This is a genomic window from Acidianus brierleyi (assembly GCF_003201835.2).
GTDB classification, from domain to species: Archaea; Thermoproteota; Thermoprotei_A; order Sulfolobales; family Sulfolobaceae; genus Aramenus; species Aramenus brierleyi.
The window spans coordinates 2,202,489-2,226,906 of record NZ_CP029289.2 but is presented as its reverse complement, the minus strand read 5'-3'; the positions used below and the strand labels follow the sequence as shown (position 1 = coordinate 2,226,906).

The 24,418-nt window shown below is 31.9% G+C and carries 21 protein-coding genes; 13 read left to right on the top strand and 8 right to left on the bottom strand.

The features are described from left to right. Positions 1-60: 60 nt before the first annotated feature. From DFR85_RS28205 to DFR85_RS28195, 3 genes are read left to right on the top strand one after another with little or no spacing between them, the layout of a single operon-like run. A complete protein-coding gene (locus tag DFR85_RS28205) occupies positions 61-633 on the top strand; it encodes a hypothetical protein (protein ID WP_110271154.1) in 573 nt (190 codons plus the stop codon). Positions 634-690: 57 nt separating this feature from the next. After that, positions 691-2,742: a DEAD/DEAH box helicase gene (locus tag DFR85_RS28200; protein ID WP_110271153.1), complete on the top strand. Its 2,052-nt coding sequence runs from the start codon at positions 691-693 to the stop codon at positions 2,740-2,742. A gap of 29 nt (positions 2,743-2,771) precedes the next feature. Then, positions 2,772-2,975, top strand: coding sequence for a hypothetical protein (locus DFR85_RS28195; RefSeq protein ID WP_110271152.1), 204 nt, complete (start codon positions 2,772-2,774; stop codon positions 2,973-2,975). 307 nt (positions 2,976-3,282) lie between these two features. Here the strand turns inward: DFR85_RS28195 and DFR85_RS28190 are convergent, their stop codons facing one another. Next, complete coding sequence (locus tag DFR85_RS28190) at positions 3,283-4,344, bottom strand: IS110 family RNA-guided transposase (protein ID WP_110271151.1); 1,062 nt, start codon at positions 4,342-4,344, stop codon at positions 3,283-3,285. Between the two features lie 286 nt (positions 4,345-4,630). Here DFR85_RS28190 and DFR85_RS28185 point away from each other — a divergent pair, with 286 nt between their 5' ends. Further along, on the top strand, positions 4,631-5,836 hold the full coding sequence (locus DFR85_RS28185) for an RNA-guided endonuclease InsQ/TnpB family protein (RefSeq protein ID WP_110271150.1): 1,206 nt from the start codon (positions 4,631-4,633) through the stop codon (positions 5,834-5,836). Between the two features lie 139 nt (positions 5,837-5,975). On the opposite strand, the gene DFR85_RS28180 is transcribed toward DFR85_RS28185, so the two are convergent. Then, complete coding sequence (locus tag DFR85_RS28180) at positions 5,976-7,313, bottom strand: hypothetical protein (RefSeq protein WP_110271149.1); 1,338 nt, start codon at positions 7,311-7,313, stop codon at positions 5,976-5,978. Positions 7,314-7,486: 173 nt separating this feature from the next. On the opposite strand from DFR85_RS28180, the gene DFR85_RS28175 reads away from it, so the two are divergent. Beyond that, on the top strand, positions 7,487-8,620 hold the full coding sequence (locus DFR85_RS28175; protein WP_432417911.1) for a hypothetical protein: 1,134 nt from the start codon (positions 7,487-7,489) through the stop codon (positions 8,618-8,620). Between the two features lie 149 nt (positions 8,621-8,769). Here DFR85_RS28175 and DFR85_RS28170 read toward each other — a convergent pair whose 3' ends face one another. Beyond that, the gene (locus tag DFR85_RS28170) at positions 8,770-9,462 is read right to left on the bottom strand and encodes a protein-L-isoaspartate O-methyltransferase family protein (protein WP_110271900.1); all 693 of its coding nucleotides are present in this window, start codon (positions 9,460-9,462) and stop codon (positions 8,770-8,772) included. 74 nt (positions 9,463-9,536) lie between these two features. Here DFR85_RS28170 and DFR85_RS28165 point away from each other — a divergent pair, with 74 nt between their 5' ends. From DFR85_RS28165 to DFR85_RS28155, 3 genes are all read left to right on the top strand, one after another. Continuing rightward, positions 9,537-10,604: a hypothetical protein gene (locus tag DFR85_RS28165; RefSeq protein ID WP_110271148.1), complete on the top strand. Its 1,068-nt coding sequence runs from the start codon at positions 9,537-9,539 to the stop codon at positions 10,602-10,604. Positions 10,605-10,866: 262 nt separating this feature from the next. Further along, complete coding sequence (locus DFR85_RS28160) at positions 10,867-11,373, top strand: ADP-ribose-binding protein (protein ID WP_110271147.1); 507 nt, start codon at positions 10,867-10,869, stop codon at positions 11,371-11,373. A gap of 171 nt (positions 11,374-11,544) precedes the next feature. Further along, positions 11,545-13,056, top strand: coding sequence for a 4-hydroxyphenylacetate 3-hydroxylase family protein (locus tag DFR85_RS28155; protein WP_110271146.1), 1,512 nt, complete (start codon positions 11,545-11,547; stop codon positions 13,054-13,056). Positions 13,057-13,076: 20 nt separating this feature from the next. On the opposite strand, the gene DFR85_RS28150 is transcribed toward DFR85_RS28155, so the two are convergent. From DFR85_RS28150 to DFR85_RS28135, 4 genes are read right to left on the bottom strand one after another with little or no spacing between them, the layout of a single operon-like run. Beyond that, positions 13,077-14,153 carry a radical SAM protein gene (locus DFR85_RS28150; protein ID WP_110271145.1) on the bottom strand — a complete coding sequence of 359 codons (1,077 nt, stop codon included), beginning with the start codon at positions 14,151-14,153 and terminating at the stop codon, positions 13,077-13,079. Beyond that, a complete protein-coding gene (locus tag DFR85_RS28145; protein WP_110271144.1) occupies positions 14,150-15,184 on the bottom strand; it encodes a radical SAM/SPASM domain-containing protein in 1,035 nt (344 codons plus the stop codon). Before DFR85_RS28145 ends, DFR85_RS28150 begins: the two co-directional genes overlap by 4 nt. Further along, positions 15,178-15,858, bottom strand: a complete 681-nt coding sequence (locus DFR85_RS28140) for an MBL fold metallo-hydrolase (RefSeq protein WP_110271143.1) — start codon at positions 15,856-15,858, stop codon at positions 15,178-15,180. The genes DFR85_RS28145 and DFR85_RS28140 overlap by 7 nt, the downstream gene beginning before the upstream one ends. Beyond that, positions 15,839-16,978 (bottom strand): peptidase U32 family protein, encoded by a 1,140-nt coding sequence (locus DFR85_RS28135; protein WP_110271142.1) that lies wholly within the window; start codon positions 16,976-16,978, stop codon positions 15,839-15,841. Before DFR85_RS28135 ends, DFR85_RS28140 begins: the two co-directional genes overlap by 20 nt. Positions 16,979-17,370: 392 nt before the next feature. Between DFR85_RS28135 and DFR85_RS28130 the strand changes: the two genes are divergently transcribed. Both DFR85_RS28130 and DFR85_RS28125 read left to right on the top strand, forming a co-directional pair. Continuing rightward, a complete protein-coding gene (locus DFR85_RS28130; RefSeq protein ID WP_162582797.1) occupies positions 17,371-18,003 on the top strand; it encodes a hypothetical protein in 633 nt (210 codons plus the stop codon). Between the two features lie 295 nt (positions 18,004-18,298). Beyond that, positions 18,299-19,399, top strand: coding sequence for a radical SAM/SPASM domain-containing protein (locus DFR85_RS28125; protein ID WP_110271140.1), 1,101 nt, complete (start codon positions 18,299-18,301; stop codon positions 19,397-19,399). Positions 19,400-19,401: 2 nt separating this feature from the next. Here DFR85_RS28125 and DFR85_RS28120 read toward each other — a convergent pair whose 3' ends face one another. Continuing rightward, positions 19,402-19,911 (bottom strand): hypothetical protein, encoded by a 510-nt coding sequence (locus DFR85_RS28120; RefSeq protein WP_246252889.1) that lies wholly within the window; start codon positions 19,909-19,911, stop codon positions 19,402-19,404. A gap of 193 nt (positions 19,912-20,104) precedes the next feature. On the opposite strand from DFR85_RS28120, the gene DFR85_RS28115 reads away from it, so the two are divergent. The 3 genes from DFR85_RS28115 (at position 20,105) to DFR85_RS28105 (ending at position 24,405) form a co-directional block, all read left to right on the top strand. Next, positions 20,105-22,747, top strand: coding sequence for a DEAD/DEAH box helicase (locus DFR85_RS28115; RefSeq protein ID WP_110271139.1), 2,643 nt, complete (start codon positions 20,105-20,107; stop codon positions 22,745-22,747). Between the two features lies 1 nt (position 22,748). After that, a complete protein-coding gene (locus tag DFR85_RS28110) occupies positions 22,749-23,417 on the top strand; it encodes an SWIM zinc finger family protein (protein WP_110271138.1) in 669 nt (222 codons plus the stop codon). Positions 23,418-23,550: 133 nt separating this feature from the next. Continuing rightward, on the top strand, positions 23,551-24,405 hold the full coding sequence (locus DFR85_RS28105) for a sulfite exporter TauE/SafE family protein (protein ID WP_110271137.1): 855 nt from the start codon (positions 23,551-23,553) through the stop codon (positions 24,403-24,405). The last annotated feature ends 13 nt before the right edge of the window (positions 24,406-24,418 follow it).

Here is a 24,418-nt window from a genome sequence, read left to right as displayed (position 1 = left end):
TATAAGGTAGTATATATATTCGGTACGCCAGATTCTAAGGTAACTACTATTTTAGGAGAAATGGAAGGACCGTATTTTATTATAGGAGGAATTCAATATAAGGGATATTCAGAAAAATTCTCTTGGAACATGGAGTTCTATTTAAAAGAAAATGAGAAACCTAAATTAAAAATAATACTTGATGTAGATTACAAGAAAACGGGTCTTGAAAAATTATTAGGACGCTCTTCCTTTAAATTGGCAGAACATATAGTTACAGCACATTTTGTTCCATTCTTTGAACTTTATAAAGACGAAGACTACGATTTTGAAACAACTTTAAATGAAATGTATAGAGAAGAAAATTTTGCAAATCAAATAGTTTCAAAGATAGGAGAAATTTCTGAAAAAATTGATAATGGAATTATATTAATTAAGGGTGAAAAACTTAAGGCTACGCTATATGTAGTAGATAGGAATATCTCCAACATGAAACTAATATTGGAAAATAGAATAATATTAGGTGATGAGGTTCTCAAAAATCTTCTTTTAAATAGATCCAAAGTAACATTAATAGCCTATCAAGTATATTTAGACGAATTTTTTGAAAAAATAATAGAGAAAAAGGAAAGTTATTATAAACAAATTTCTTGATTTCTAACAATACGGGCATAATGGTTTTTATTTAACTATATTTAGACATCATATAGAATGGATTATATTAGCGATTTTAACTCTCTTTTAAAAGAAAAGCTTGGATTTTCAATGTTTCCTTATCAAGAACATGTAAGCAAAGATTTAATAAATGCAATAGATTTAGGAGAAAAATTCGTCGTAGCATCAATGCCTACAGGTAGTGGAAAGACAGTAATTGAAATATTTTTAGCCTATTTCCTAATGAAAAAGGGATTTCACAATATAATAGTAATGGAGCCTACAAGACTCTTATGCGATCAGATGTATACAAAATTTTGGAAAAAAGTTTATCAAGATATAGGAATGGAATATGAAGGAAACTGCGAAGCGTTTAACGAGGGAAAATCTATCATAGTTTCAACTCCATTTACTGCGGCAAAATGCGATGCAAAAGCCGACGCTATAATCTTTGATGAGGTACACCATGCATTTGGAGACAGTAGATATACGGAAGCTTTAATGCAACTTAATCCAAAAATAATTATAGGACTTACTGCACTTCTACCAGGGTACAAGAGATATAAATTAGACTTGAGAGTATCAGAATCTTTTGGAGAACCTATAGTACTTTCATACGACTTTAAGGCACTGTCTAAGATAGACCCATCCTTCAAACCGCCAAAAGCTATAGCAGATCTCTTTGATGCTGACATGGATTCCTTAGAGGATAACGTTTATGAGTTATTCTTTAAAAAGAAAGCAAAGGGAAATAAAGACACATTAAAATTCTTAGAAGTCACTCTTTATAGCTACGGAAAGAGTGCATTTTGTGAAAGTTTACAAAGATTAAATGATAAAGTTCAAGATAATTCTGCATACTTTATGCTATGTGATTCAGAAGGATTAAGCCATAAAGCTAGAGCTCTTCAAGATATACTTTCCGTATATAGGGTAGAAGATTTCAAACCAGTACTAATTTTTACATCGAGAAAAGCTACTGCGTACGAATTCGAAAAAGCTATAAGAGAAACTAAAGTTGACATGAAAAGAGTAAAAGTTCTTACTGGAGACGCATCAAAAGAGGAAAGGCAGAAATTAGTAGATAGCGCAAAAAGAGGAGACGTTGACGTAATTATTTCTACCTTAGTAGGCGAGGAAGGAATAGATATCCCTGAAGCTAAACTCCTTATAATGACTGATGTGCCTCAAAGCCCATTACGGTTTTACCAAAGATTAGGAAGACTAATTAGAAGCGAAAAAGAAGAAACCCAAAAATTCCTTGTTGTTGCATTAACTCCTAAAACTCCAGAATATGATAATCTTGACGACGCATTAAGAAATCTATTTGCTGAGGGTGTAGATGTAAGTTACATTATAGAAAAGAAGGAAGGCAAGGGACCTGTAGCTAAGGTAATAGATATTATTAATAAAGAGAAGGAAGATATGATACCTTTCCTAAAATTGACCGAAGAAAAGGACGTAACACCATTAACATATGTAGCGGAATTCAAAAAGAAGAATGAAGATATTAATTCCCTTTACTATGAGATTTTATCGTCTAATACAAGACTAAATGGAGAAGAAGGTTTTTCACAATACTTAGATAAGGCAATGAAAGAAGGCAGTGTGCTTTATTTTTATGATGTGGAAGAAATGGGAAAACTTTTATCTAAAGTCCTTTTAGGAAAATATTGTAGTCTTTGTTATGGAGAAACTTGTAGAAAAATCTGTAATGAATGGCTAAATAAGATAGGATTAATAAAATCAATAAAATTAGATAAAAAGAATATTCTAAGATTATATATGAAAGTTTTCCTTAAAGAAAACTCTGAAAAAGCAAAAGAATATCTTCACAGGGAAATACAAAACTCTTTAGAAAATCTAAAAGGAAAGGATTTTAGCGTCTCATTAACTGAAAGTTATAACAAATCTTTTACTTCTATTACAGAAACACTCAATTTTAACGTGAGTATAGACAGACTGACTGTATACCCAAAAGTTCAACTAACATATTACGATACGAATAAGGAAAATAAGGATATTGTAAAAATGAATGCATTAGCAATAGGCTACAAGGCCATAGAAATATTCTTTAAAGAATTGCTAGAAAATGTTATAACGAATTAATTTTTATTGGCTTTTGACGAGCTGTCAATATGGTCAGCAAGATATTTATAATCGGAATAGTTATAATATTAATAGGTCTATTTCTATTTTTTGTTTCGCCTTCAATACTTATACATTCTGAATTAGGAAAAGAATTTAAACAAAACATATTACAATTTCAACATGGAACCCTAGCAGAAATAGGTCCTTCGACTGCCTTTTTTGTACCTTATAACTCTACAGCAGGCTATTAGTCATTAATTTACTATAATATGTCCTAGCCTATACAAGTAAAATTACCTTCATCAATATCTACCTCTAAAGTTCCTTATGGAACATTAGGCATAATAACTTCTGGTTCCGGAAACATCATATTCTATAATAATAATTCTCACCCTGTATATGTATACTATTCTATTCATAAGATACAGTTTACCGCATCATTAGAGTTTTATCTTAACAAGGGGCGTTCAGTAATAAATATTTTGGTTGAACTTCAAGCATAATGTCAACTAAGATTGCCACGTGTACCTTTCAATTCACGTGGCGATTTGGGGAGGATCACTTAGGCTCATAAGGCTTATTATTATACCAAACACTCCAAACTATTCTAGCCAATTTCCTGGCTAAAGCAGTGTACAACTTCTTTCCCTTCAACTTTTCCTTATGGTTCTCGTAAAATTCTAGTAATGTAGGATTACGAGAGTAATTCATCTCAGCGAGGAAGTAGAACAAGCTGCGCAAGTACTTATTACCCTTCTTCGATATTCCCTTACTTACAGTAGCTTTACCGCTCCTCTCAACTATTGGGTCTAAACCACAGTAGGCTACGAAGGACTCAGGGTTAGGAAAGCGTTTAATGTCTCCAACAATGCCTATTATTATTCCCGAAGAAAGTTTTCCTATTCCCGGTATAGTTAATAGAACGTGATTTTCAGACTGTGATTGTATCATTTTCTCTACTTCTTTTATTTTCTCGCTTGTTTCCAGTAGTGCTTTAGATAATACTTCGATTTCTTCAAGTACGATCTTTGTGTACTCTAAGTTGTATAATTGTATTTTGAAGTTTCCTTTAGAGAATTCTTCAAGCATTTCCTTGCTTATTTTTTCCTCGTCACTGACTAGGAATAGTGCTCTTTTTACCCTGTTCTTGTACTTTACTTCAAGGTCTTTTAGGAAGACGTATAGTGTTACTAGTTCTTTCAATGGGTTGTAGTTGTACTCCTTTGCCTTGTTTGCCATGTTTATTAGTTTTTGTGCGTCGTAAAAATCTGTTTTCTTTCCTCTCAAGTCCTTCTCCTTCCATAGTATATTTGGGCTTACTTGTAGTATCTTGATCCCTTTTTCCTTGAAGTATTGACATGGTTTTATTGAGTATGCTCCTGTCGGTTCGACCACTATTGTGTTTAGTTTCACTTTTAGTATTTCTTCATAACCCTTCTTGTTGTTCTCGTAGACCCTCCCCTCACTCGTTACTAGATGATCTTTTGATATGTCTATTCCTAGGATCCCTACCTCTTTATCACACCTATATCCGTGCATATTATCACAATGTTCAGTCCGATGGTAGGGGTTTGTCACGCCCCCGTTCGAAGACTTTGCTTCAGTCAAAGGGTCGACCATGTTTCCCAGTTGGAGAGTATTACTCTCCCCAACTAATTAATCTATATAGGGTTCAAAGGGAGCGTAAGACCCCATCAGTGAGGGTAGACCCTAAAATCATCTTACAAAAATTATCTTAGCGAATTATTTATAGGAAATTTAGTTACTAATAGAAAAATATAAGGTTGAGAGAGAATACTTTATCTTAACAAGGGGTTCAAAGGGAGCGGAAGACTCCATCCGTAAGGGTGGAGATGGATAGCCCCCTTTTGTAAAGCTTAAATAATTCTTTTCAAATATCCTATTAATGCCAGACGTAGGGTTACGCTTCAGAGCGTACACTAACGAACAAACATTGAGGGCGTTAAAAGCCCAGTTGAGGTTAGCGTCAGAAGTATACAACACTCTACGTTGGACAGATATCTATTTTCATGAAAGAGACGGAAAAGGACTCACTAAGACGGAGTTGAGGCAACTAGCTCTCGATTTGAGAAAACAGGATGAACAATATCAACATCTATATTCCCAAACACTGCAGCAGATTGCAGACAGATTCTACGACGCTAGACAGAGGTTCTTCGATGGGTTAGCACGTTTCCCAAAGGAAAAGAAAGCACACAAGTGGTACTCCCTCGTCTACCCTCAATCAGGTTGGAAAGTCCTGAAGGTGAGAGAAATAAGGACGAAGAGCAAGAAGAACAAGAAGAAGGTAATAACGCTTCAGCTGTCAAACCTAGGGATCTTCAACGTTATTGTTCATAGGGATTTCCCGCTAGACAAGGTAAAGAGGGTAATAGTCAAGTTAACACCATCAGGGAGAGTGTACATTACTTTCGTTGTGGATCAAGAGTATCCTCAACTCCCAAAGACAAACAAAGTTGTTGCTGTGGATGTTGGTGTAGAGAAACTTCTCACTACCTCTGACGGGGAATATGTCCCCAACCAGAGGCCTTATGAGAAGGCACTCAACAAGATGAAGAAGCTTCATAAAGCTCTTTCAAGGAAGAAGTTCTTGTCACGCAACTGGTTTAAGGCAAAGATTCGTCTAGCGAGGGCTCACGAACACTTGAAGAACCTTAGGAAGGACATGTACATGAAACTTGGTAAGTATTTTGCTGAGCATTATGATGTTCTCGTAATGGAGGACATTCGCGTTAAGCAACTTGTTGGTAAGTCTCTCAGAAGGCTGAGGATGAGGTTACACGATGTTGCTTTTCATGAGCTTAGGAGTATCATGGAGTATCAACTTGGGAAGTACGGTAAGAAACTCACTCTAGTGGATCCTGCTTTTACTTCAATGACTTGTGCTAGGTGCGGGCATGTTAAGAAGGACTTAACTTTGGCTGATCGTGTGTTTGTCTGTCCCAAGTGCGGTTGGGTCGCTGATCGTGATTATAATGCTTCCCTCAACATCCTAAGAAGATCGGGGTCGGAACGACCCTTAGTGCCTGTGGAGCTGAGACCTCTACCTTTGGCAAGCCTCGGCTTTGAAGCAGGAAGCCACGTCCGTTAGGGCGCGGTAGTTCACTAACGCTAATCTCCGATTCGTAATTATATATCATATTAATCTAGCTTTTCTTGAACAGATGTATAAATTATCTTGTTAGAAATATTCTAACACTTTATTATCTTTGATAAATATGGTTTTTGTATCATGTATAATATTCATCCAAACTTTTTTTAACGTTCCATCCTTCTTCTGATAGCTCTTTGAGTCCTTTTTCTATTTCTTCCTTATATTTTCTTAAAGAATCTACTGTATTCCAAGAGAAGTTATTCAATAGGAACTCTATTCCATTAATTTGAGTAGAAATTTCGGACGGATCTTTTTTGAGTATTCCAAAGAAAGCTTTCTTTCCTCCTTTGTATATTTGTGGGGAGATTAATATCCTATTATTACCTTCTAGTACCATAAATGGTACTATTACCTCAACTCTATCTTCCATAAATGAGAGAAATTTTGGTAATTTTGCTAGTCTATCTAAGCTAGTTAATTGCTCCTTTTTTATTTGTTCTAATTGAATTATTGCTTGATTTTGTATGTTATCTAATTCCTGTATTTTATTGTTTATTCTATTTATTTCTGTTTGCTTTTCTATTTTGAGTGAGTTAATATCTTCTACTATCCTATGGATTTCCTTCTTATATTTTTCCTTAATCTCGTTAATTTTTTGATTAATCTCGCTAAGATATTTATTTTTCACAGTATAAACGCTATTTACATTTTCAACATATCCTGCTTCCATGTCTATTTCTGCCTTAGCTATTAAAACTTCTATGTCAGTCAATTTAGAATATAATTGTTTACTTGTATTCCCTACTTCCTCTTCAATGGCTTTTTTAACTTTGCCAACATTTTCTTTTAGTATCTGAGATTTTTCTAGAATTTTTTTATTGAATTCCTCTTCTACTCTCTTTTTATCTTCTGCTTTTCTTCCCTTAATTATTTCTATTGTAGTCTTAATTTTTTCCTCAGCTCTTTCTATATTGTTAATATCATCTTTTATTTTTTCCATAGTTTTTTCTATATCTGAAATAGAAAGTTCTATATCTATTTCTTTTAAACTTTTGTCAATAATCCTAGCAGGTATATCAGAGTTTCCTAACTTAAAAATATCCTGCATGTTCTGTTCTATTATTCCTCTGAAACTGAGAACAGAACTACCTTTTGTATCTCCCCATTTGATACTTGTTATATAATTAAGTATTTCGTTTTCGTCCTTAGAATTATCTAATATTGAAGATATCCTTTCATAATCTTGAACTATGTAGGTTTTTATTTCTGTACTTAGTTTTAGGGTTTCATCAAAAATAAGATAGCCTCCGCTTTTTTCTAACTTATATGCTAAAAATGGCCAGCCTATTATGTCTATTTTAGTAAACCTATTTTCTTTTCCTCCAGCCTTAGCTAAGGATACTGCAAGTTGCTTATATCTAGGTAACGGTAGAAGATCTTCTGAAGATACTAATGGTAAATATATACTTTTCATATGGAAATAAGAGAATAGAAAATTTAATACTTTTTTCTATAAGAGTTTTCCTTGATCGCTCCCTATCAATTTTTATACAGTATTGTATGGCTCTGATTTAAAAATAATTTTTATAGAGTAATCTTAAAAACACTTCTAATATTACTAAAGGATTTTTATTTTGCTTAAATCTAATGATATTTGTGAAGGCATTACTCCTCCTTACGTTAATAGTTTTTATTCCAGTATTTCATGCAGGGTTTAATTATGGATATGAATTTGGATATGTAGAAACTAATGGAATACAAGCAATAGTGAATTTGTACAATATATCTTTACAGCTTGGATCGCCAGATATTTCAATCCAGGAAAACGTATGTCTTAATTTAAATGGTAGCAATATATTTGTTCAAAATGTAATTCAGCCAATGATGTTAACTAAAAATGGTTACGATACGCAATGGGAAACTAGTATTTACTACAATGGATCATATTATGAATATTTTTATAGTAGCATTGTTGGTCGTACCTTTAATATTACTACAATTTGGACAAACACTAGTAATATGCTTCGTATTGAATTCTTTATATCTAATACAACTCTAACGTTAAACAAAACTTGTGTTCTTAAAGGTAAATTTATTGGAATAGTGTATTCTGGTTATGATACTGGTACTGTAATAGGGGGATATGGGAACGGCGCAGTAGCGGGACTTGCAAAAGGATTTAATATATCTATAAAAGAATATTACAGATATAATAAAAATTGGTATGTTCCTCCAGTAGCTTATAGTGGGATTCCGTCTACTGGAGAAAGCGCTACGAACGGATATGCGTATTTTAGCAATGGAAAAGTGTGGATAACTTATGGTAACGCTGGTATGCAGAAATTATATAACTTTAGTGTCGTAATTGTTAATAATACCCTCTACACGTTTCCAAGGGGTAGCTTGTGGTTAGCTAATGGGAGATTCTTTGTAAACTCTACCGCGTTAGAAAACGTAACAATAAGGCCATTTTACTATTTTAACTATTCTTTCATACCTGAAAAGAGAATATTAATCAATTTTAACAATTATACTGAAGTAGACTGCGTAAATGGTAAATCGTTCTATCTTCCGTATCCAGAGGTAGTATATTTTTATAAAAACGGTAAGTGCGTAGGAGAATTCATTGGTGCAATAGTTATACATAACGTAACGAAAATTACTACGTCAATAACTCATCAATCCAGTGTAAATCTAGTATATAAAGCAATTAGGATAGGAAGCATTGGTATCTTATTTGTAATACTTATTATTTTACTCTTCAGAAAGAAATATCCTTAATATATAATAGAAACTTTTAAAAATTTTCTATAATGTTTGTTTTTAAAATTCATAACAAATTCATAACATCAGAAATCTCTTCATTAGTTAATTTTCATAAGATACTTGACTTTTAGATTAAGAATTAGGCTAAACCTCTTTTTTAGTAGTTACTTTAATCTAGATATTATAGATTTGACTTGTCTTTCTAGTTTTTCTAATCTATTTTCTATAGGATCTTCATAATCATCGTAAAATCCATATACTCCTTTCATTCTCATAAAAATTACTTCAGTTAATTTCTCAATTATAGGATTTCCTTCCTTTTTAGTAATCTTATATAACCATTGTACTCTTTCGACTCCTATAGGAGTTATCATTATACCTCCTTCCTTAAGTTGTTCAAATGGCTTACATAACAATGTGGGCGAAGCAGCCCAGCTTATAACTCTGTCATAAGGACTTTCCTTTTCGTATCCTAACGTTCCATCTCCTTTTATAAGCTCAATATTACTATAATTTAATCTCTTTTTAGAATATTCGTACATATCATCGTTTATCTCTATTGAAACTATCTTACTAGCAATTTCTGCCATTAATGCAGTATAATATCCTATTCCCGTTCCTATCTCTAGAATTTTTTGACCTTTCTGTAGATCCAGCGAATCTAACATGTAAATTCCAAGGCTTAGAGCAGTAGTAGTGACATTAGGTAAAATAGTAAGTGCAGATTCTACATACTTATCGTCATAGGCATACTTTTTTAGTTGTTCTGGAAGGAAATCTTCTCTATTAACCTTAGTGAAAGCCATTGCTAATTGTGGATTCTTTATTTTAGAAATTATTGATTCCTTAACATTCATAGTATTAGTTTTTATTGTAAAATAATAAAGTATATAGGAGACAGATATTTTAGCCATAATCAAAGAATCATTTAATGAGTTCACCAAGTTACAGAGTTATTATAGAAGGTAAAATAGAAGTTAAAAATGCTGACGAATTTTATTCTGCTTTATTAATAGGTTCGAAAGTTCTTATTGAAAAGCCAAATGTAGAGTTATTAAAACCAATATTGGAGAAATATGATTTAAATACTAAATTAGAATTGAAAGAAAAAGACCCGCTTTTCTTTGAACTCTATCTTCAACAAAGATTACTAAAAGACTATCTAAATGATGGAGAACTTAAAGGCTTTGTAGAAGAAATTTTGTCTCTTATCAAGAATAAGAAAAAGAAGGAAGAGATAGTCAATTCTCTTAAAGCTTCATTTAAAATAGATCCTGTAGCTTTTAACTATAAAATTAGGGACGTTCTTACTACATTGAAAAAATTTGATTCTGTTGACAGGGAATTTGTAGAGCAATATTATGATAGTTCTCTATACTTGAAAATTATTTCTAATGGATTACCATTTTATGAAGTTTCTGCGTTTTTTAGTAACGAAAAGCCACGTTTAGGAACAACTTTAGGTGAGATAATTCTAAATCCTAAAGAAATAACGGTAACTGCTATAAACGAGGATAAACTAAAGTTAGAAGAGAATATACTTAGAAAAGTCTTAGGGAAAATAGAAATCAAGAGTAAGGGGCATGCTGACGCTTATACTTTAGAGTTAATATCTTATTTAAGATATGCATATTGGGGATTAAGATCCTCTAATCTTTCCATGAGCGAGAGTATAGGTCTTCTTCCCATTATAGTAAAATCTGTAAATAAGCCAAAGGAACTTATAGAAGATAGCATAAAGACTTATAGAGATTTTAGGAATAATATTGATGTAGAGAAAGTAACTCAAGAACTTAAAGATCTAGGTTGGTATAGCATTATTCTTCCTCAAAAAATCCAAGAAAATGAAAAAAGTAAAATAAAACTAAATAAATTCTTTAAACTAGGTACAAAGATTGGAAACGTTGGGTTACTTTTGTTCTCATTAATACTTTCAATTCAAACGGTTTATGATATGAATGGGAAAAGTGTAGATGGAATGCTCAAGGAATTAATTTAATAACGCAATATTTTTAGTATTAATAAGTAAAAGAATATCAAATATAATAATTAACAATAACAGAATTGGAATAACGTTATCTAGAATCGTATTGCTATTGTTATGTACACTAGTATTTACTGAAAGTTCTTAGACTAGGATTTAACGGTAAATCCTTAAGATAAAAGCTATAAACTTTCTGAAAGTACTAACGTTTTCATTTTCAATTTCACATATTATCTACTCTAAACTTTTTTATCTAACGTTTCTTTGTAAAACAATTGTGAAGCTCTCTATAAGGAAATGCGATATAACTCAAATAGAGGCTGATGCAATAGTTAATGCCGCTAATTCTTATTTAGAGCACGGAGGAGGCGTGGCCTGGGCAATAGTTAAAAAAGGAGGATATATAATTCAAGAAGAAAGTAGAGAATATGTAAGGAAGAATGGTCCTATTCCTACTGGTGAAGTAGCTGTAACTTCTGCAGGCAATTTAAGAGCAAAGTATGTTATCCATGCCGTAGGTCCTAGATATGGAGTAGAAGGAGATGATAAATTGGAGTCTGCTATAAGAAAATCTTTGGATAAGGCTAAAGAACTAGGAGTAAAAAGGATAGCTTTTCCTGCAATTTCTACGGGTATTTACGGCTATCCTTATGAAAGGTGCGCAGAGATAATGGCTAAAGTAATTTTAGAGAAAAATCCTGAGATGGAGATAATTATTTGCTTATATTCCGATGACGCTTTCGAAGTATTTAAAGGAGTATTTTCTAAGTATTTTCTATTCTAGATAACATTAAATTATTATTGAATTTTTATACATACTCATCTTTTTCAGCTTTCTATTCTTGCAAATATATCATTTTCTTTCGATTTTTACCATTTTCTCATTTATTCTACTTTTTCTCAGACGAAGAACGTTTATACTAAAGTTTAAAAACTTTAAATCATATAGCTATATATGGGATTAAGAACTGGAGAACAATACCTAGACGCGATAAAAGTAAGAAATAAAGCGGAAGTATATGTTTTAGGAAAAGAAGTAAAAGACGTAACTACAAATCCGTTTTTAAAACCTTCAATTCTTTCATTTAAAGCTACTTTTGACGCTGCATGGGACGAAGATACTAAGGATTTGGCTAGAGTTTGGAGTCCATTTATAAACGATGAAACAAATAGATTTAATCATATTCACAGGTCTCCAGACGATTTAGCTGCAAAGGTAAAATTACTTAGAAAGATAAGTCATAAAGTAGGAGCATGTTTCCAAAGATGCGTAGGTTTCGATGCATTAAACACCTTATATATAACGGTAGAACTAATGGCACAGCACGGTAAAACCGAACCTAAAGAAAAGTTTGTAGAATATTTGAAGACAGTACAAAAAAGAGATTTAGCGTTAGCAGGAGCTATGACTGACGCAAAAGGAGTCAGAACTTTAAAGCCTCATCAACAACCTAATAAAGATGCATATGTTAGAGTAACAGAAGTAACAAAAGATGGTATTTACGTTTCTGGTGCTAAAGCTAACATAACAGGAGTAGCTGCAAGCGAAGAAATAGTAGTTCTTCCTACGAGAGCTATGGGTCCAGAAGATCAAGACTATGCAGTAGCTTTTTCAGTACCGACAGACAGCGAAGGAATAAAAATAATTGTAGGAAGGCAATTAAACGATGCTAGAAGACTAGAAGGAGGAGAAATAGATGGAATACCTTATTTCTATAACCATGAGGGATTAGTTATATTTGATCATGTTTTTGTTCCCATGGATAGAGTCTTCCTTTTGAGAGATTGGCAATATACCGGGCAATTAGTTGAAATTTTCTCCGCATATCATAGACAGGGCTATGGAGGATGTAAAGCTGGATTAGGAGACGTAATTATAGGAGCTTCATATAATTTAGCTAAGCAGGCCGGTGTAGAAAAAGCGTCTCACATTCAAGAAAAAATTACAGAAGAAATATTTCTAACTGAAACAATGTATGCAGCAGGAATAGCTGCAAGTCTTAATGCTGTTCAACCTTGTCCAGGCTGTTGGTGGGTAAATCCAATGCATGCAAACGTAACCAAACATCTAGTTACAAGATTTCCATCTCAAATATCTCAATTATCAGTAGATATAGCAGGAGGAATATTAGGTACAGCACCAAGCGAATGGGATCTAAAGAATCCTAAATTAAGGGAATATATAGCTAAATACCTTCAAGGAATTGAGGGGTATACTGCAGAAGATCGTATAAGAATGGTTAGATTATTAGAAAATGTGAGTTTGGGGGTAGCATTCCAAATAGAATCTGTACATGGTGCTGGAAGTCCTGCGGCTCAACGTATAATGTTTACAAGACTTTATGATCTAAGTTATTCGGAAGAAGTTGCAAAAAGGTTAGCAGGAATGAAATCTGAAGTTCATTTCACACAAAAAACAGAACCTTGGAGAGAAACTGAAACAGAAAAATTAGCAAAAAGTAAATAAAATAAATATTTTTCTAAAAATTATTTGTTAAATATATTTTCTAGATAGCAAGAAGGATCTTTCCCCCACAAGTCACCTAAAGCTAATGCTCTTCCTCTTAGACCTCCATTGCATACGTCAAAGAATGGGCACGCCGAACACTTTACATATAATTTTCTCATTCTTAATTTTTCTACTAATGGATTCGGTTTTTCCCATATTTCCTTAAGGTTATCTATTGTGCCTATCGGTATTTGAGTAAATTGATCTGGATAAACTATTCCTTCTGGTGTAATATCTGCAATCCTTTCCCCAGACTTATTTCCTCCGTTTCTTCTTAGTAAATCTAAAACTTCTTTTTTTCCAGTCATTGCATAAACAAGAATACCATCTACTGGATTATCTGCAGTTAACACTTCTTTCCCAGATGTTGAATAATTTATAATTTTTTTAACAACATTAAGTCTTGTTTTATTATCAATATCCAATTTTATGTCAGCTCTTCCAGCATAAGCTAAATGATAGAAACATACTCTATCTATCCCTTCTTTTTCCATTAATTCGAAAATGAAGTCTATGTATTCATAATTATCTCTTGTAATGGTAAATCTTAATCCGGTTTTTATACCAGCTTCCTTAGAATTTCTTATTCCCTCTATTGCCTTTCTAAATGTTCCTTTTATTCCCCTAAATTTGTCGTGAATTTCCTCTGGTCCATCAATACTTACACCTATATAATCTACGTAGTTTTTAATTTCGTCCACTCTTTCCTTTGTTAGCATTGTGCCATTGGTTGAAAGTTCTACTGAAATTCCATAATCGTTAGCTTCCTTTGCTATAAGATATGTGTCCCTTCTATCTAAAGGCTCCCCGCCGGATAGAAGTATGTGTTTTACTCCCATATCTGCTGCTTGTTTTACTGCATTGATCCATGTCGATAATGGTAAATCTGTATAGTGATGAAATCCTGAGTTAGAATAACAATGTTCGCATCTTAAATTGCAATTTCTAGTAACATTAAATACAAGAACTTTTGGGTAGTAATCCTTGTTTCCAGAATATCTTATCTCGTCTGCCTTTTCTCTTTTTCCTGTCATTAATCTTGAAATGCTAATCATATCCTCACCCTAATAGGAGTATAAAGGCAGAATGGATCTTCTGCCATGAAATTACCCGTTAAAGAATATGCTCTTGCCCTACATCCACCGCACACAGTCCTATATTCACAAATTCCACATTTTCCTTGAAGATCGTCTGGATTTCTTAATGCTTTAAATATAGGTGAATTTTCATAAATATCGCTAAATTTTCTTTCTCTTATATTCCCTGCAGGAATAGGGAGAAAACCACAAGGATAAACTGTTCCATCGTAAGATATAAACGCATATCCGTTTCCAGCCATACATCCTCTTGCTCCATTGATACTTCTTCTTCCATATTTAATATCTGGGGGTAATGGTCTATTTCCTAGTTCATTATTTATTCTGACATAATACGGAGTGCATGTCATCCTTACATTTATTCCTTCTTCCCTCCATTTATATACTGTTCTCATAACATCTTCGCCTTCTTCTGGAGATATCATCATATCTTTTGTTGCTCTTCCGGTAGGTATCAATATGAATATATCCCAACTGACAGGTTTGAAAGACAATATTGTTTCTTTTAATTTATCCAATTGATTAACATTATACTTACTTACTGTTGAGTTTATCTGAACTGGAATTCCAGCATTTTGTAAGGAATTTACAGCTTTTGAAGCTATTTTAAATGCGCCTTTAACTCCTCTAAAATTATCGTGAATTTCTTCTGGTCCATCAATACTTATTGATGCTATCGAAACTCCTGAATCCTTAAGCTTTCTCGCTATATTTTCGTCTATTTTACTTCCACTTGGAGAAATTGCAGTTGTGATCTTTTTAGAAGAATCCTGTATTACTTCGAATATATCTTCTCTCTTTAGTGCGTCTCCTCCGCTTATTATAAATAGTTTAACTCCGCTTTGCCTTAGGTCATCAACTAAATTTGATACTTCTTCTTTAGTGAGTTCTCCAGGCAATCTGTTCGGTATAGCTTTAGCTCTACAGTGTTTACAAGCAAAATCGCAAGCTTTTGTGCTTTCCCAGACTACTACAAAAGGACTTACCATGGGGTTATCACCTCACCATGATACGGAACAAAAAATGAAAATGGTAAATTTATCAAGATATTAAACGAATTCACTGCTTTTTCGTAATTCCAACAGAAAAATCTTAATGGTGGCTTCAAACCCTTATAATATCTTACAGAGTCTCCCGCAATTACTACTTTCCCATCGTAAAGTGCTATATGGCCTGGTGTATGGCCAGGTACATGAATTACTTTAAAGTTTCCTATAGTTTCTCCTCCTTCCAGATAGAAATCTATTTTTGGAATTTCGTATTCCAAATTATTTATTCTTTTCATAGTTTCCGCAAATTCTTTTTCATTTACATTGAATTCTTGTTTTACTTGATCATACTGTATTTGGAATTTCTGGTTGTCAAATTTCTCCAATTTATGAGCATAAATCTTGGCTTTTGAAATTTTCTTTATTTCTTGTGCGTTTCCTGAGTGATCTGGATGAGAGTGAGTTAAGACTATATCTGAAATATCCTCTAAAGAGTAGCTCCATGATTTTAAATATCTTTCAATTTCATCCAAATATCCTGGAAGGCCAGTATCTATGAGCATTAATCCTCCACCAGGTCCTTTGGTCACGGTCAAGTTATGATTGAGGACTGTTCCAAAGAAGTTCGGTTCAGTTAATTCCAAAATTCTAATTTCATTGTTCAGTTTCACCATTTTTGGAAAACCTCGGAATAAGATCTATTGGAGGTCTTATTTTACTTAAATTAAGTTTAGACGGAGATTTTCCTTCCGCTGAAATTACGCTTTCTGCAATTACGTCACAGTATCTACATTCTTCGCAACTCCTAGTCTCACATTCATTATATTTGAAGTATCCTAACCAATTAGGCGGAAATTTTGTATTATCTACATAAACTTTTTCTAAAATATCATAATCTTCTGGACCTCCTACTTTCTTCATAACCTTAGGCACTGCTCTTCCTTGTGGATAGCTTACAATATCGAGGAGATTTCCTTCGTATTTACCTTCAGAATAAGCCTTAACTGCCCTTAATAACCACTGCGTGCTCTTGTTCCTCCCAGCTATCTTAAATCTATCAATCCCAATCTCTTCATAATGATGTAAATCTTCCGGTCTTATCCATCTCATTCTTATTATATTTGCCAAATCATTTCTTACATCAGTTGCGCAGAACATTATTGGATATTCGAACCATACGTTGTTTACACCGTCTTCTGAGGAAGTTACAGAAGATATTATATCATGCGTTCTCCTATACGGACATCCCCAAAGACATGAGTTATTTGTTATTACCTCTATGTCAACACTAGATCTAAATTTGTTTAAAGATCTAAGGAGCTTAAAATTTCTATTATCGTCTTCATGTAATATTATAGTATCTGCTCCTAAATTTACGTACTCCTCAAACTCTCTAATATTATAAACTCTTGAATATGAAGAAATTGAAATTTCCTTATTAGGATACTCCTTTTTAATGTAACTTACTAAAAATGGCATTGCTACTATGAAACCGTCCACTCCTAAATTATTCAATTTGTCTATTTCTTTATGCAACATTTCTATGAATTTTTGAGAGTATTCTTTCCCGTTTAATGTTGCAGTGTTCATAGTGTAAAGGAATTTTATTCCATACGAGTGGGCTACGTCTATATGATTTTTTAATTTTTCGTCGTTTACTTCTGGTAAAACAAAAGACGCTCTACCGTGTCCTGTAAGACTTCTTGTTTCGCTTCCAAAGACGTATCTTACTGGATATACTCGAATTTTTTCCAATAAAGAATCATCAAAATTAGTTCCTACGACTAGCCTCATAAATAATTAATTATCATGATAATATTTAAATTTGAGTTATTATTAACACAGTTTAACGAAAATTATGATTAGTTGAAACTCATGTAATTTACATTTTATATTAATTAAGAATTAAAATATAATGTGAACTTAACGTTATAAATATATTGCATACATGTTCTTTGCTGCATAAAATACAATTTGTAAAACTAAAAACTCTTATAAACTATTAAAAATATCGAACTAAAATTAAAAAGTAATCTATTCTCTAAGAATAGATTACTCGTTATCTATGGTTATTATTTAGCTAATACACATGAAATATTTTTATAGAATAAGAAGTCGATTTGATCAAAATGTATGATTATGAATGTAAAGAAAAAATTTATACTCTTAAAGCAGTATGTTATAATATGCAGATCTCACATGAAAATGATTTTTTGCTTAAATTTTTACCTTTAGATATTATAGACTATAGTTTAAGAAATCATCTTAATAATTTAATTAATGGAAATTATGATATAATATCCAATAAAGAATTTCTATCTTTTAAATTGTCAGATAGTTTAAGAGCTTTAGATTATATATCCGTCTTGGAAGATTGTACTGGAATATCTTTAGCATTAGAGAAGTTTAAAAATAAATTAAGATGGAATATAAGGGAAAATATAAAATATAAAGAGACATCTCAACTCATAGATTCACTAATTTCGTCTATTTCCTTTCTTGTCGTAAATTCTCCTTTGAATATAAGAAGAGTAATAATAAAAAAGTGCATAAAATTCGAATTATTACCTTTTAATAACTTTCCTAGAGAAATTTTAGATCATAAGAAGAAAATACATAGTTTTCTCTTAAGCAATAAATATGATGAATTTTATATTAAGAATAATATTATCTCCTTCATTGATGAGAAAAATATTGAAAAAAGTCATAAATTATTATGGATAACAATGTTAATAGAGAACGGTGAAAATATTTCTGATTTAGAAAACATTTATGGTAAATTCGAAGAGATTCATAAGAATATTTTAAAGAAAAATTGAAAAATATTATATTAACTCTAACATGATACTGAGTTGTATTTTTAACACCGTTTACTATAGTTTATATTGGACTTATTTTAAAAAGAGACTTATACAATTTATCCTCTTTTTTCATATGGACTCCAAAAAAGTAGTAAAAATCGAAAGAAAAATGGGAAGATGCAACTACTCTCCATCTTGGGGACAATGAGGTGAAACAAAAACGAAACTATCTAAATTCAATATTTTTCTTTATGATTACAATATAATTTTTAATACTCTGACAGGATATGCAATTAAAGTTTCGGACGATGAAATGAGTAAGCTATCTAAAGGAGAGATACCAGAAGATCTAAAAGATATATTAGAAGAAGGTTTTTCTGACCAAGAGTTTGATCCTGAAAAGATGATTTTTGAGAAAGAATATTTAGAGCCTACTTTGCTTTTAACGTATGATTGTAATTTTGATTGCGTCTACTGTTTTCAAAAGAACTTTAGGAAGAAGGGCGGAGTTTCAGATTACGTTGTAAGAGGATTTATAAATTATATAAGGAGAAATTCAGAAGATAAAAAAGTAAGAGTTACATATTTTGGAGGTGAGCCGTTACTTCAAATGAAAAGAATAGAAGAGATATCAAAGGAATTAGAAGGGTATTCTTTTAGTATAGTTACAAACGGTTCCCTTTTAACTCCAAGTGTTCTTGATAGACTTAATTCATTTGGGCTATCTCATGTACAGATCACATTAGACGGTCCTAGAGAAATTCATGATAAAAGAAGATATTTTGTAGGAGGTAAGGGATCGTTTGATATAATATTAAATAATCTAGCTTATGCGCAAGATCATACTAAGGTGGTTTTACGGATTAACGTTGACTATAGAAACGTTGAGGAGATAAAATCTTTGCTTTCAACTTTAAAAGAAAAAGGAATTACAAAAGTAAGAATAGATCCTCATTTAGTCCATGAGAACGTTTTTAGAAACGAGTATTGGGATAATATTTTTTCCAAAGACGAAGAAGGAGATATTCTAACGAAAGTTTGGGAAATGGCTAGAGAAGAAGGATTTAAAATTCCGCAGGAGGTTTTCAGACTGGGCATATGTGCTGCTCATGTAGAGAAAGATATAGTAGTTGATCCATATGGATACATTTATCCATGTTGGGCATTTACTGGAAATCCTTTGTATATAAAAGGTAAACTGAAAGAAGACGGATCAATTGAGTATAATGGAAAATTTACAAGCAAAAATGCTAGAAACGTTTGGAAAGGGAAATGCGATAATTGTCCTTATTTACCTATGTGTATGGGAGGATGTAGGTTCTTCTCAGTTTTGGATAATAAAGGATTTGAGGGTTTAGATTGTAGAAAGAAAAGCTATGAGGAGGTTGTTAAGCTAATAAGATATTTTATATAATACTATAGTTTTATTGAATTCACATTTATAAGAGATTTTTGAAAGACTGATGAAACAAGTTTTTCCCACATTTTTGCTGGAAGTCCACAGGAATCAGTATTAACTTTAACTTTCATTTCCTGGGCTATTTTTCTTAAACCATAAACACAAAGACTTACAACAGGACATTTTCCACAGGAATACGTTGTAGATCCCATATCTATGTAGAAAATCATGTTTTCATTGACATAAACTATACTACTATCAATTTTGATATATGTTCCTTCGCTTATGAAAGGTATTATAGCTTTAAACGCTATTGCATTGTCTTCTATTATTCCGTTTTCTTTGAATTCTTCTAATATATAATAATAGTAACTTTTACTTAAACGTATTTTTTCTCTATTATCAGATGATAAAACCTTTAAATAATTTTCAGAAGATAATTTATTGAAAAATTCTCTATTTAGAAGTACTATTTTGCCATTATCTTTTATTGGCCTCTCTATTTTCATTACCTTGTAATCACACATATATATTATCTTAACTTATAAACAAAAAGATTTTTAATTAATTTTTTTACCTAGCTAAACTTTAACAGGGTTTAACCAATAGAATAACTAATTTAATATTGAATTTTTTGAAATTGAATTTATATTTATATTGAATAAGATAATTCTAAATAGTAAAGTATTTATTTCGTAAATTTATCATTTTTATAGTATTATGAGAGTGGTCCATGCTATATGGAACGGGAAAAACTTTGGAATATGGATTGAGGATAATAAATTCGGAACTATAAAAGATTTGCTTGAGATAGCATGGGATCTCGATTTTTATCCAGAGTTTAACGAAGAAACCATTATATTTCCAGTTGACGAATTTAATAGACCCGTATTTTATGATTACAGTGGCGCAGTTGGACTAGGTTCTTTCAATGTGTTTGTAGCTGAAACTCCAATTAGTGCAGTTTTTAAAATATTTAGGAAAAAAGTAGATAATCTAGTTTATTCTCCATCGACGATGTTTTGGAAAAATATACTAATAACTACACTTCAGCTTATAAAATCTGGGAGAATAATTCCAGTTTTAAATGGTAGTATAAAATGGAAACCTTTGATTAGCGATGAAGATATATATTCTTTAGCTAATGAAGCTCCTCCGGACGCATTTTTAGAGAATTCGAATAGAGCGGAAATAATTAAATCATTTATGGAAGCTGTTATATCAGCTATTGCTACAGAAGTCTTAGGCTCTGATGATTTTATAACCTTACATAAAATACTACAGAGTAATTTAGGTGATAAGCATTTAGGTTATACGTTATATCTTGCAATATTATATAATGAAAATGGAGGTAAAATAATATCTGGTCTCTATGATAAGGATGATAATAAAATAATAACGTCGGATATCGTTCTTAATTCTGGAGATTTAAGGAAAATATATTATGAACTTGTTTCTTCAATTTCAGACATATATCCAAAGCTGAATGGGCTATTAATAAAAGACGTCGAACTTAGTATTGATGAATTAAATAATTTTCTTGATATAGTACCCAAATTAATTGAGAAAGGTGTTAAGGTATTTACAAAAGTTAGAAAATTAAAACCAGTAATTAGCATAAATTCTGATACATATAATTTATTTTCTGCAGAAGAATTGACGTCTTTTGACTATAAAATCTCACTGGGAGATAAAGAAATATCTGAAGATGAATTTGAGAAATTGGTAAATGAAAATAAAACGATAATAGATATAGGAGGAAATTTAGTTGAGATAGATTCTTCGTCATTGAGGAGGATAAAGAGCATAATAGAGAAGATAAAACAGGGTAAATTAAGAAAAATTGATATTTTAAGAGAGTCTCTTGTTGGAAATTTGAATATTAAAAATGACCTTCTTGATGGGCTTAATAAAAAGGAATCAGTTCAGCTTTTAGAGCCTTATAATTTAAAAGCTATTTTGAGACCCTATCAAGTTAAAGGATTTTCGTGGATAAGGTTCATGAACAAACTAGGATTAGGAGTATGCTTAGCCGACGATATGGGTTTAGGAAAAACTATACAAACTATAGCAGCATTCTCTGATGCTAAAATAAAGGGTGAACTGTCTCCCTCATTAGTAATATGCCCATTATCTGTTTTGAAGAACTGGGAGGAAGAATTAACTAAATTTGCTCCAGATCTAAGCTTTTTAGTTTTTCATAAAAATAGAATCAAATTTAAAAGTAACTTGAATAATATAACTAAATTCGACGTAGTATTAACTACTTATAATATTTTGTTACGAGATACGGAATTAAGGAACGTAGAATGGAATTACATAGTATTGGATGAGGCACAAAATATTAAAAATCCAAATGCAAAAATATCCAAGGCTATCAGAGAATTGAAATCAAAATATAGATTGGCACTAACTGGTACTCCAATAGAAAATAAGGTAGATGATTTGTGGTCTATAATGAGTTTTCTTAATCCTGGATTATTGGGAAGTTACAATGAGTTCAAAGAAAGATTTGCAAATCCAATAAAAAATGGAGATCCTAAAGTGAAAGAGGAATTAAGATCTATAATATCTCCTTTCGTTTTACGTAGGACAAAATATGATAAAGAAATAATTAATGATTTACCAGAGAAAATTGAGACTAACGTATACTGTAATTTAAGTACAGAGCAAGCTGCAATGTACAAAGCTCAAGTCGATAAGTTATTAGATAAAATAGATGCCGTAAAAGGAATGAAAAGAAAAGGAATTATTTTATCAACTATCCTTAAGCTAAAGGAAATAGTAGACCATCCTGCTTTAATAAAAGGAGATGAGCCATCTATTGAAAGATCAGGAAAGATGATTAGAACTATTGATATAGTTAGGGAGGCGTTAGATGAGGGAGATAAGATCGCTATTTTTACTCAGTTTGTAGAAATGGGTAAAATCCTAAAAAATACTTTAGAGAGAGAATTTAAGATTGAGACTCCTTTTATTTATGGTAAATTATCTAAGGCGAAAAGAGATAACTTAATATCCAAATTTCAGAATAATCCATCAGTAAAATTCATTGTACTTTCAGTAAAGGCTGGAGGTTTTGGTATAAATCTTACTTCAGCAAATAGAGTCATTCATTTTGATAGATGGTGGAACCCAGCAGTCGAAGATCAAGCGACAGATAGAACATATAGAATTGGACAAACTAAGAATGTCATAGTTCATAAATTAGTTACAATAGGTACTTTAGAGGAGAAAATAGATCAAATGTTATCATTAAAAAGATCATTATTTAAGGATATAATAGCTAGTGGGGATTCCTGGATCACAGAATTAAATACAGAGGATTTGAAAAAAGTGATAGAACTTTCTTCTGGCGATTAAAATGAGAAAATGGTGGGCCTGGGAATTCGGTGAAAGTATAAGAAAAAATACCGATCATGCAAGAGCACAGAGGGGTAGAGAATATGCACAAAACGGAGCAGTTAAAAAAATTGAAATAAATCCAGGCAAGATTAGTGCAGAAGTTTTAGGCACAACGATGTATAAAGTTACAATCTATGGAAGTACCATCCCTATTGATGAGAAAGAGAAGATTATAAATATAATTCATCAGAAAGGCTATCTGTCTTCTATAATATCATCCGAAATTCCTAAAGAGTTAAAAAAAGACCTTGAAAAGGAAAACATTCACTTAATTCCACAAAAATTAGGATTCAACTGTACATGTCCAGATTATAAAAGGCCATGTAAACACATATATGCAGTGCAAAAAGTCCTAAATGATATGATGTCTTATGATCCTTTTATTCTCTTTAAATTTCTCGGAATAGAGAAGGAACATATTATTTTAGGTAATCAAGAGAACGAGCTTTTAAAGGAATATCATCAACCCAAGATTTCTGTAAAAGATTTTCAAAAGAAATATACTTTTTCTTATAGAGAGTTCTCGAGTGTGGAACCATGGAATCAGTTTAAGGAAAACAGTGAAACTATAAGGAAAATATATCATGTAATCATGAATAATGCCGAGAAAAAGTTAATAGACATCTAGATATTTGAATGCTTTTCATAAGTATATATTTGAAGAAGCAATAAGTTGATAATTTTCAGTATTGTATTTCCAAATTTAACATGCGTGTGAGAAAGATTTATTAAAGATTTTTTTAATTAATAAAAGTTGAACTATGATATCCATAGAAATTACACCAATAGAATATATACTCTCTATAATAGCTGGACTAATTGTCGGATTTAGCTTAGGTCTAATAGGTGGAGGAGGTTCTATTCTTGCTGTTCCTCTCCTTCTATATTTTGTTGGTCTGGGATACTTATATCCTCAAGGTACTCCTCAATCTAACGAGATAGATCATTTAGTTATAGGCACTACTGCATTAGCTGTTGGACTTAATGCGTACATAAACTCCTTTATGCATTTTAAAAAAGGTGATGTAAAGGTAAAACAAGGTATACTATTTACTGTACCTGGTATAGTAGGGTCATTTATAGGAGCTAGTCTTGGATTATTGGTTCATGGTTCTTCTTTATTGTTCTTTTTCGGTATACTAATGATAGTAGTTGCTGTACTTATGTGGAGAAATAAAGGAAAACCTGCAAGGCCAGTAGATGACGTTATGAAAGAAATAGAATCTTCATGTAAAATAAGGTATGATAGAATTCTTCCAACTGGATTTGCTGTAGGATTGCTTTCAGGATTTTTTGGGATAGGTGGCGGTTTTCTTATAGTTCCAGGACTAATTTTCAGTGCAGGATTGTGTATGCTTAGAGCAGTAGGCACATCGTTGATTGCCGTAGGGACTTTTGGTGTAGTAAGCGCAATAAGATATACAATGGCTGGAGAAATAAGCGTTCTAATTTCTTTATTGTATTTAGCAGGAGGAGTAGCTGGTGGTTATTTAGGAACAAAAGTTGCTACTTCTATACCTAGAGGAATGCTTAGAAAAATATTTGCAATAATAATAATATTGGTCGCAATCTACCTAATGTATCAGAATATTGGAGGATTATTTAAGATAATTTAATTTTTTTTTAAAA

Bases quoted from the DNA above. Each gene is read 5' to 3' on its own strand.
- DFR85_RS28205 (WP_110271154.1), top strand. From the start codon at position 61: ATGGAAGGACCGTATTTTATTATAGGAGGAATTCAATATAAGGGATAT.
- DFR85_RS28200 (WP_110271153.1), top strand. From the start codon at position 691: ATGGATTATATTAGCGATTTTAACTCTCTTTTAAAAGAAAAGCTTGGA.
- DFR85_RS28195 (WP_110271152.1), top strand. From the start codon at position 2,772: ATGGTCAGCAAGATATTTATAATCGGAATAGTTATAATATTAATAGGT.
- DFR85_RS28190 (WP_110271151.1), bottom strand. From the start codon at position 4,344: ATGGTCGACCCTTTGACTGAAGCAAAGTCTTCGAACGGGGGCGTGACA.
- DFR85_RS28185 (WP_110271150.1), top strand. From the start codon at position 4,631: ATGCCAGACGTAGGGTTACGCTTCAGAGCGTACACTAACGAACAAACA.
- DFR85_RS28180 (WP_110271149.1), bottom strand. From the start codon at position 7,313: ATGAAAAGTATATATTTACCATTAGTATCTTCAGAAGATCTTCTACCG.
- DFR85_RS28175 (WP_432417911.1), top strand. From the start codon at position 7,487: ATGATATTTGTGAAGGCATTACTCCTCCTTACGTTAATAGTTTTTATT.
- DFR85_RS28170 (WP_110271900.1), bottom strand. From the start codon at position 9,462: ATGAATGTTAAGGAATCAATAATTTCTAAAATAAAGAATCCACAATTA.
- DFR85_RS28165 (WP_110271148.1), top strand. From the start codon at position 9,537: ATGAGTTCACCAAGTTACAGAGTTATTATAGAAGGTAAAATAGAAGTT.
- DFR85_RS28155 (WP_110271146.1), top strand. From the start codon at position 11,545: ATGGGATTAAGAACTGGAGAACAATACCTAGACGCGATAAAAGTAAGA.
- DFR85_RS28150 (WP_110271145.1), bottom strand. From the start codon at position 14,153: ATGATTAGCATTTCAAGATTAATGACAGGAAAAAGAGAAAAGGCAGAC.
- DFR85_RS28145 (WP_110271144.1), bottom strand. From the start codon at position 15,184: ATGGTAAGTCCTTTTGTAGTAGTCTGGGAAAGCACAAAAGCTTGCGAT.
- DFR85_RS28140 (WP_110271143.1), bottom strand. From the start codon at position 15,858: ATGGTGAAACTGAACAATGAAATTAGAATTTTGGAATTAACTGAACCG.
- DFR85_RS28135 (WP_110271142.1), bottom strand. From the start codon at position 16,978: ATGAGGCTAGTCGTAGGAACTAATTTTGATGATTCTTTATTGGAAAAA.
- DFR85_RS28130 (WP_162582797.1), top strand. From the start codon at position 17,371: ATGCAGATCTCACATGAAAATGATTTTTTGCTTAAATTTTTACCTTTA.
- DFR85_RS28125 (WP_110271140.1), top strand. From the start codon at position 18,299: ATGAGTAAGCTATCTAAAGGAGAGATACCAGAAGATCTAAAAGATATA.
- DFR85_RS28120 (WP_246252889.1), bottom strand. From the start codon at position 19,911: ATGTGTGATTACAAGGTAATGAAAATAGAGAGGCCAATAAAAGATAAT.
- DFR85_RS28115 (WP_110271139.1), top strand. From the start codon at position 20,105: ATGAGAGTGGTCCATGCTATATGGAACGGGAAAAACTTTGGAATATGG.
- DFR85_RS28110 (WP_110271138.1), top strand. From the start codon at position 22,749: ATGAGAAAATGGTGGGCCTGGGAATTCGGTGAAAGTATAAGAAAAAAT.
- DFR85_RS28105 (WP_110271137.1), top strand. From the start codon at position 23,551: ATGATATCCATAGAAATTACACCAATAGAATATATACTCTCTATAATA.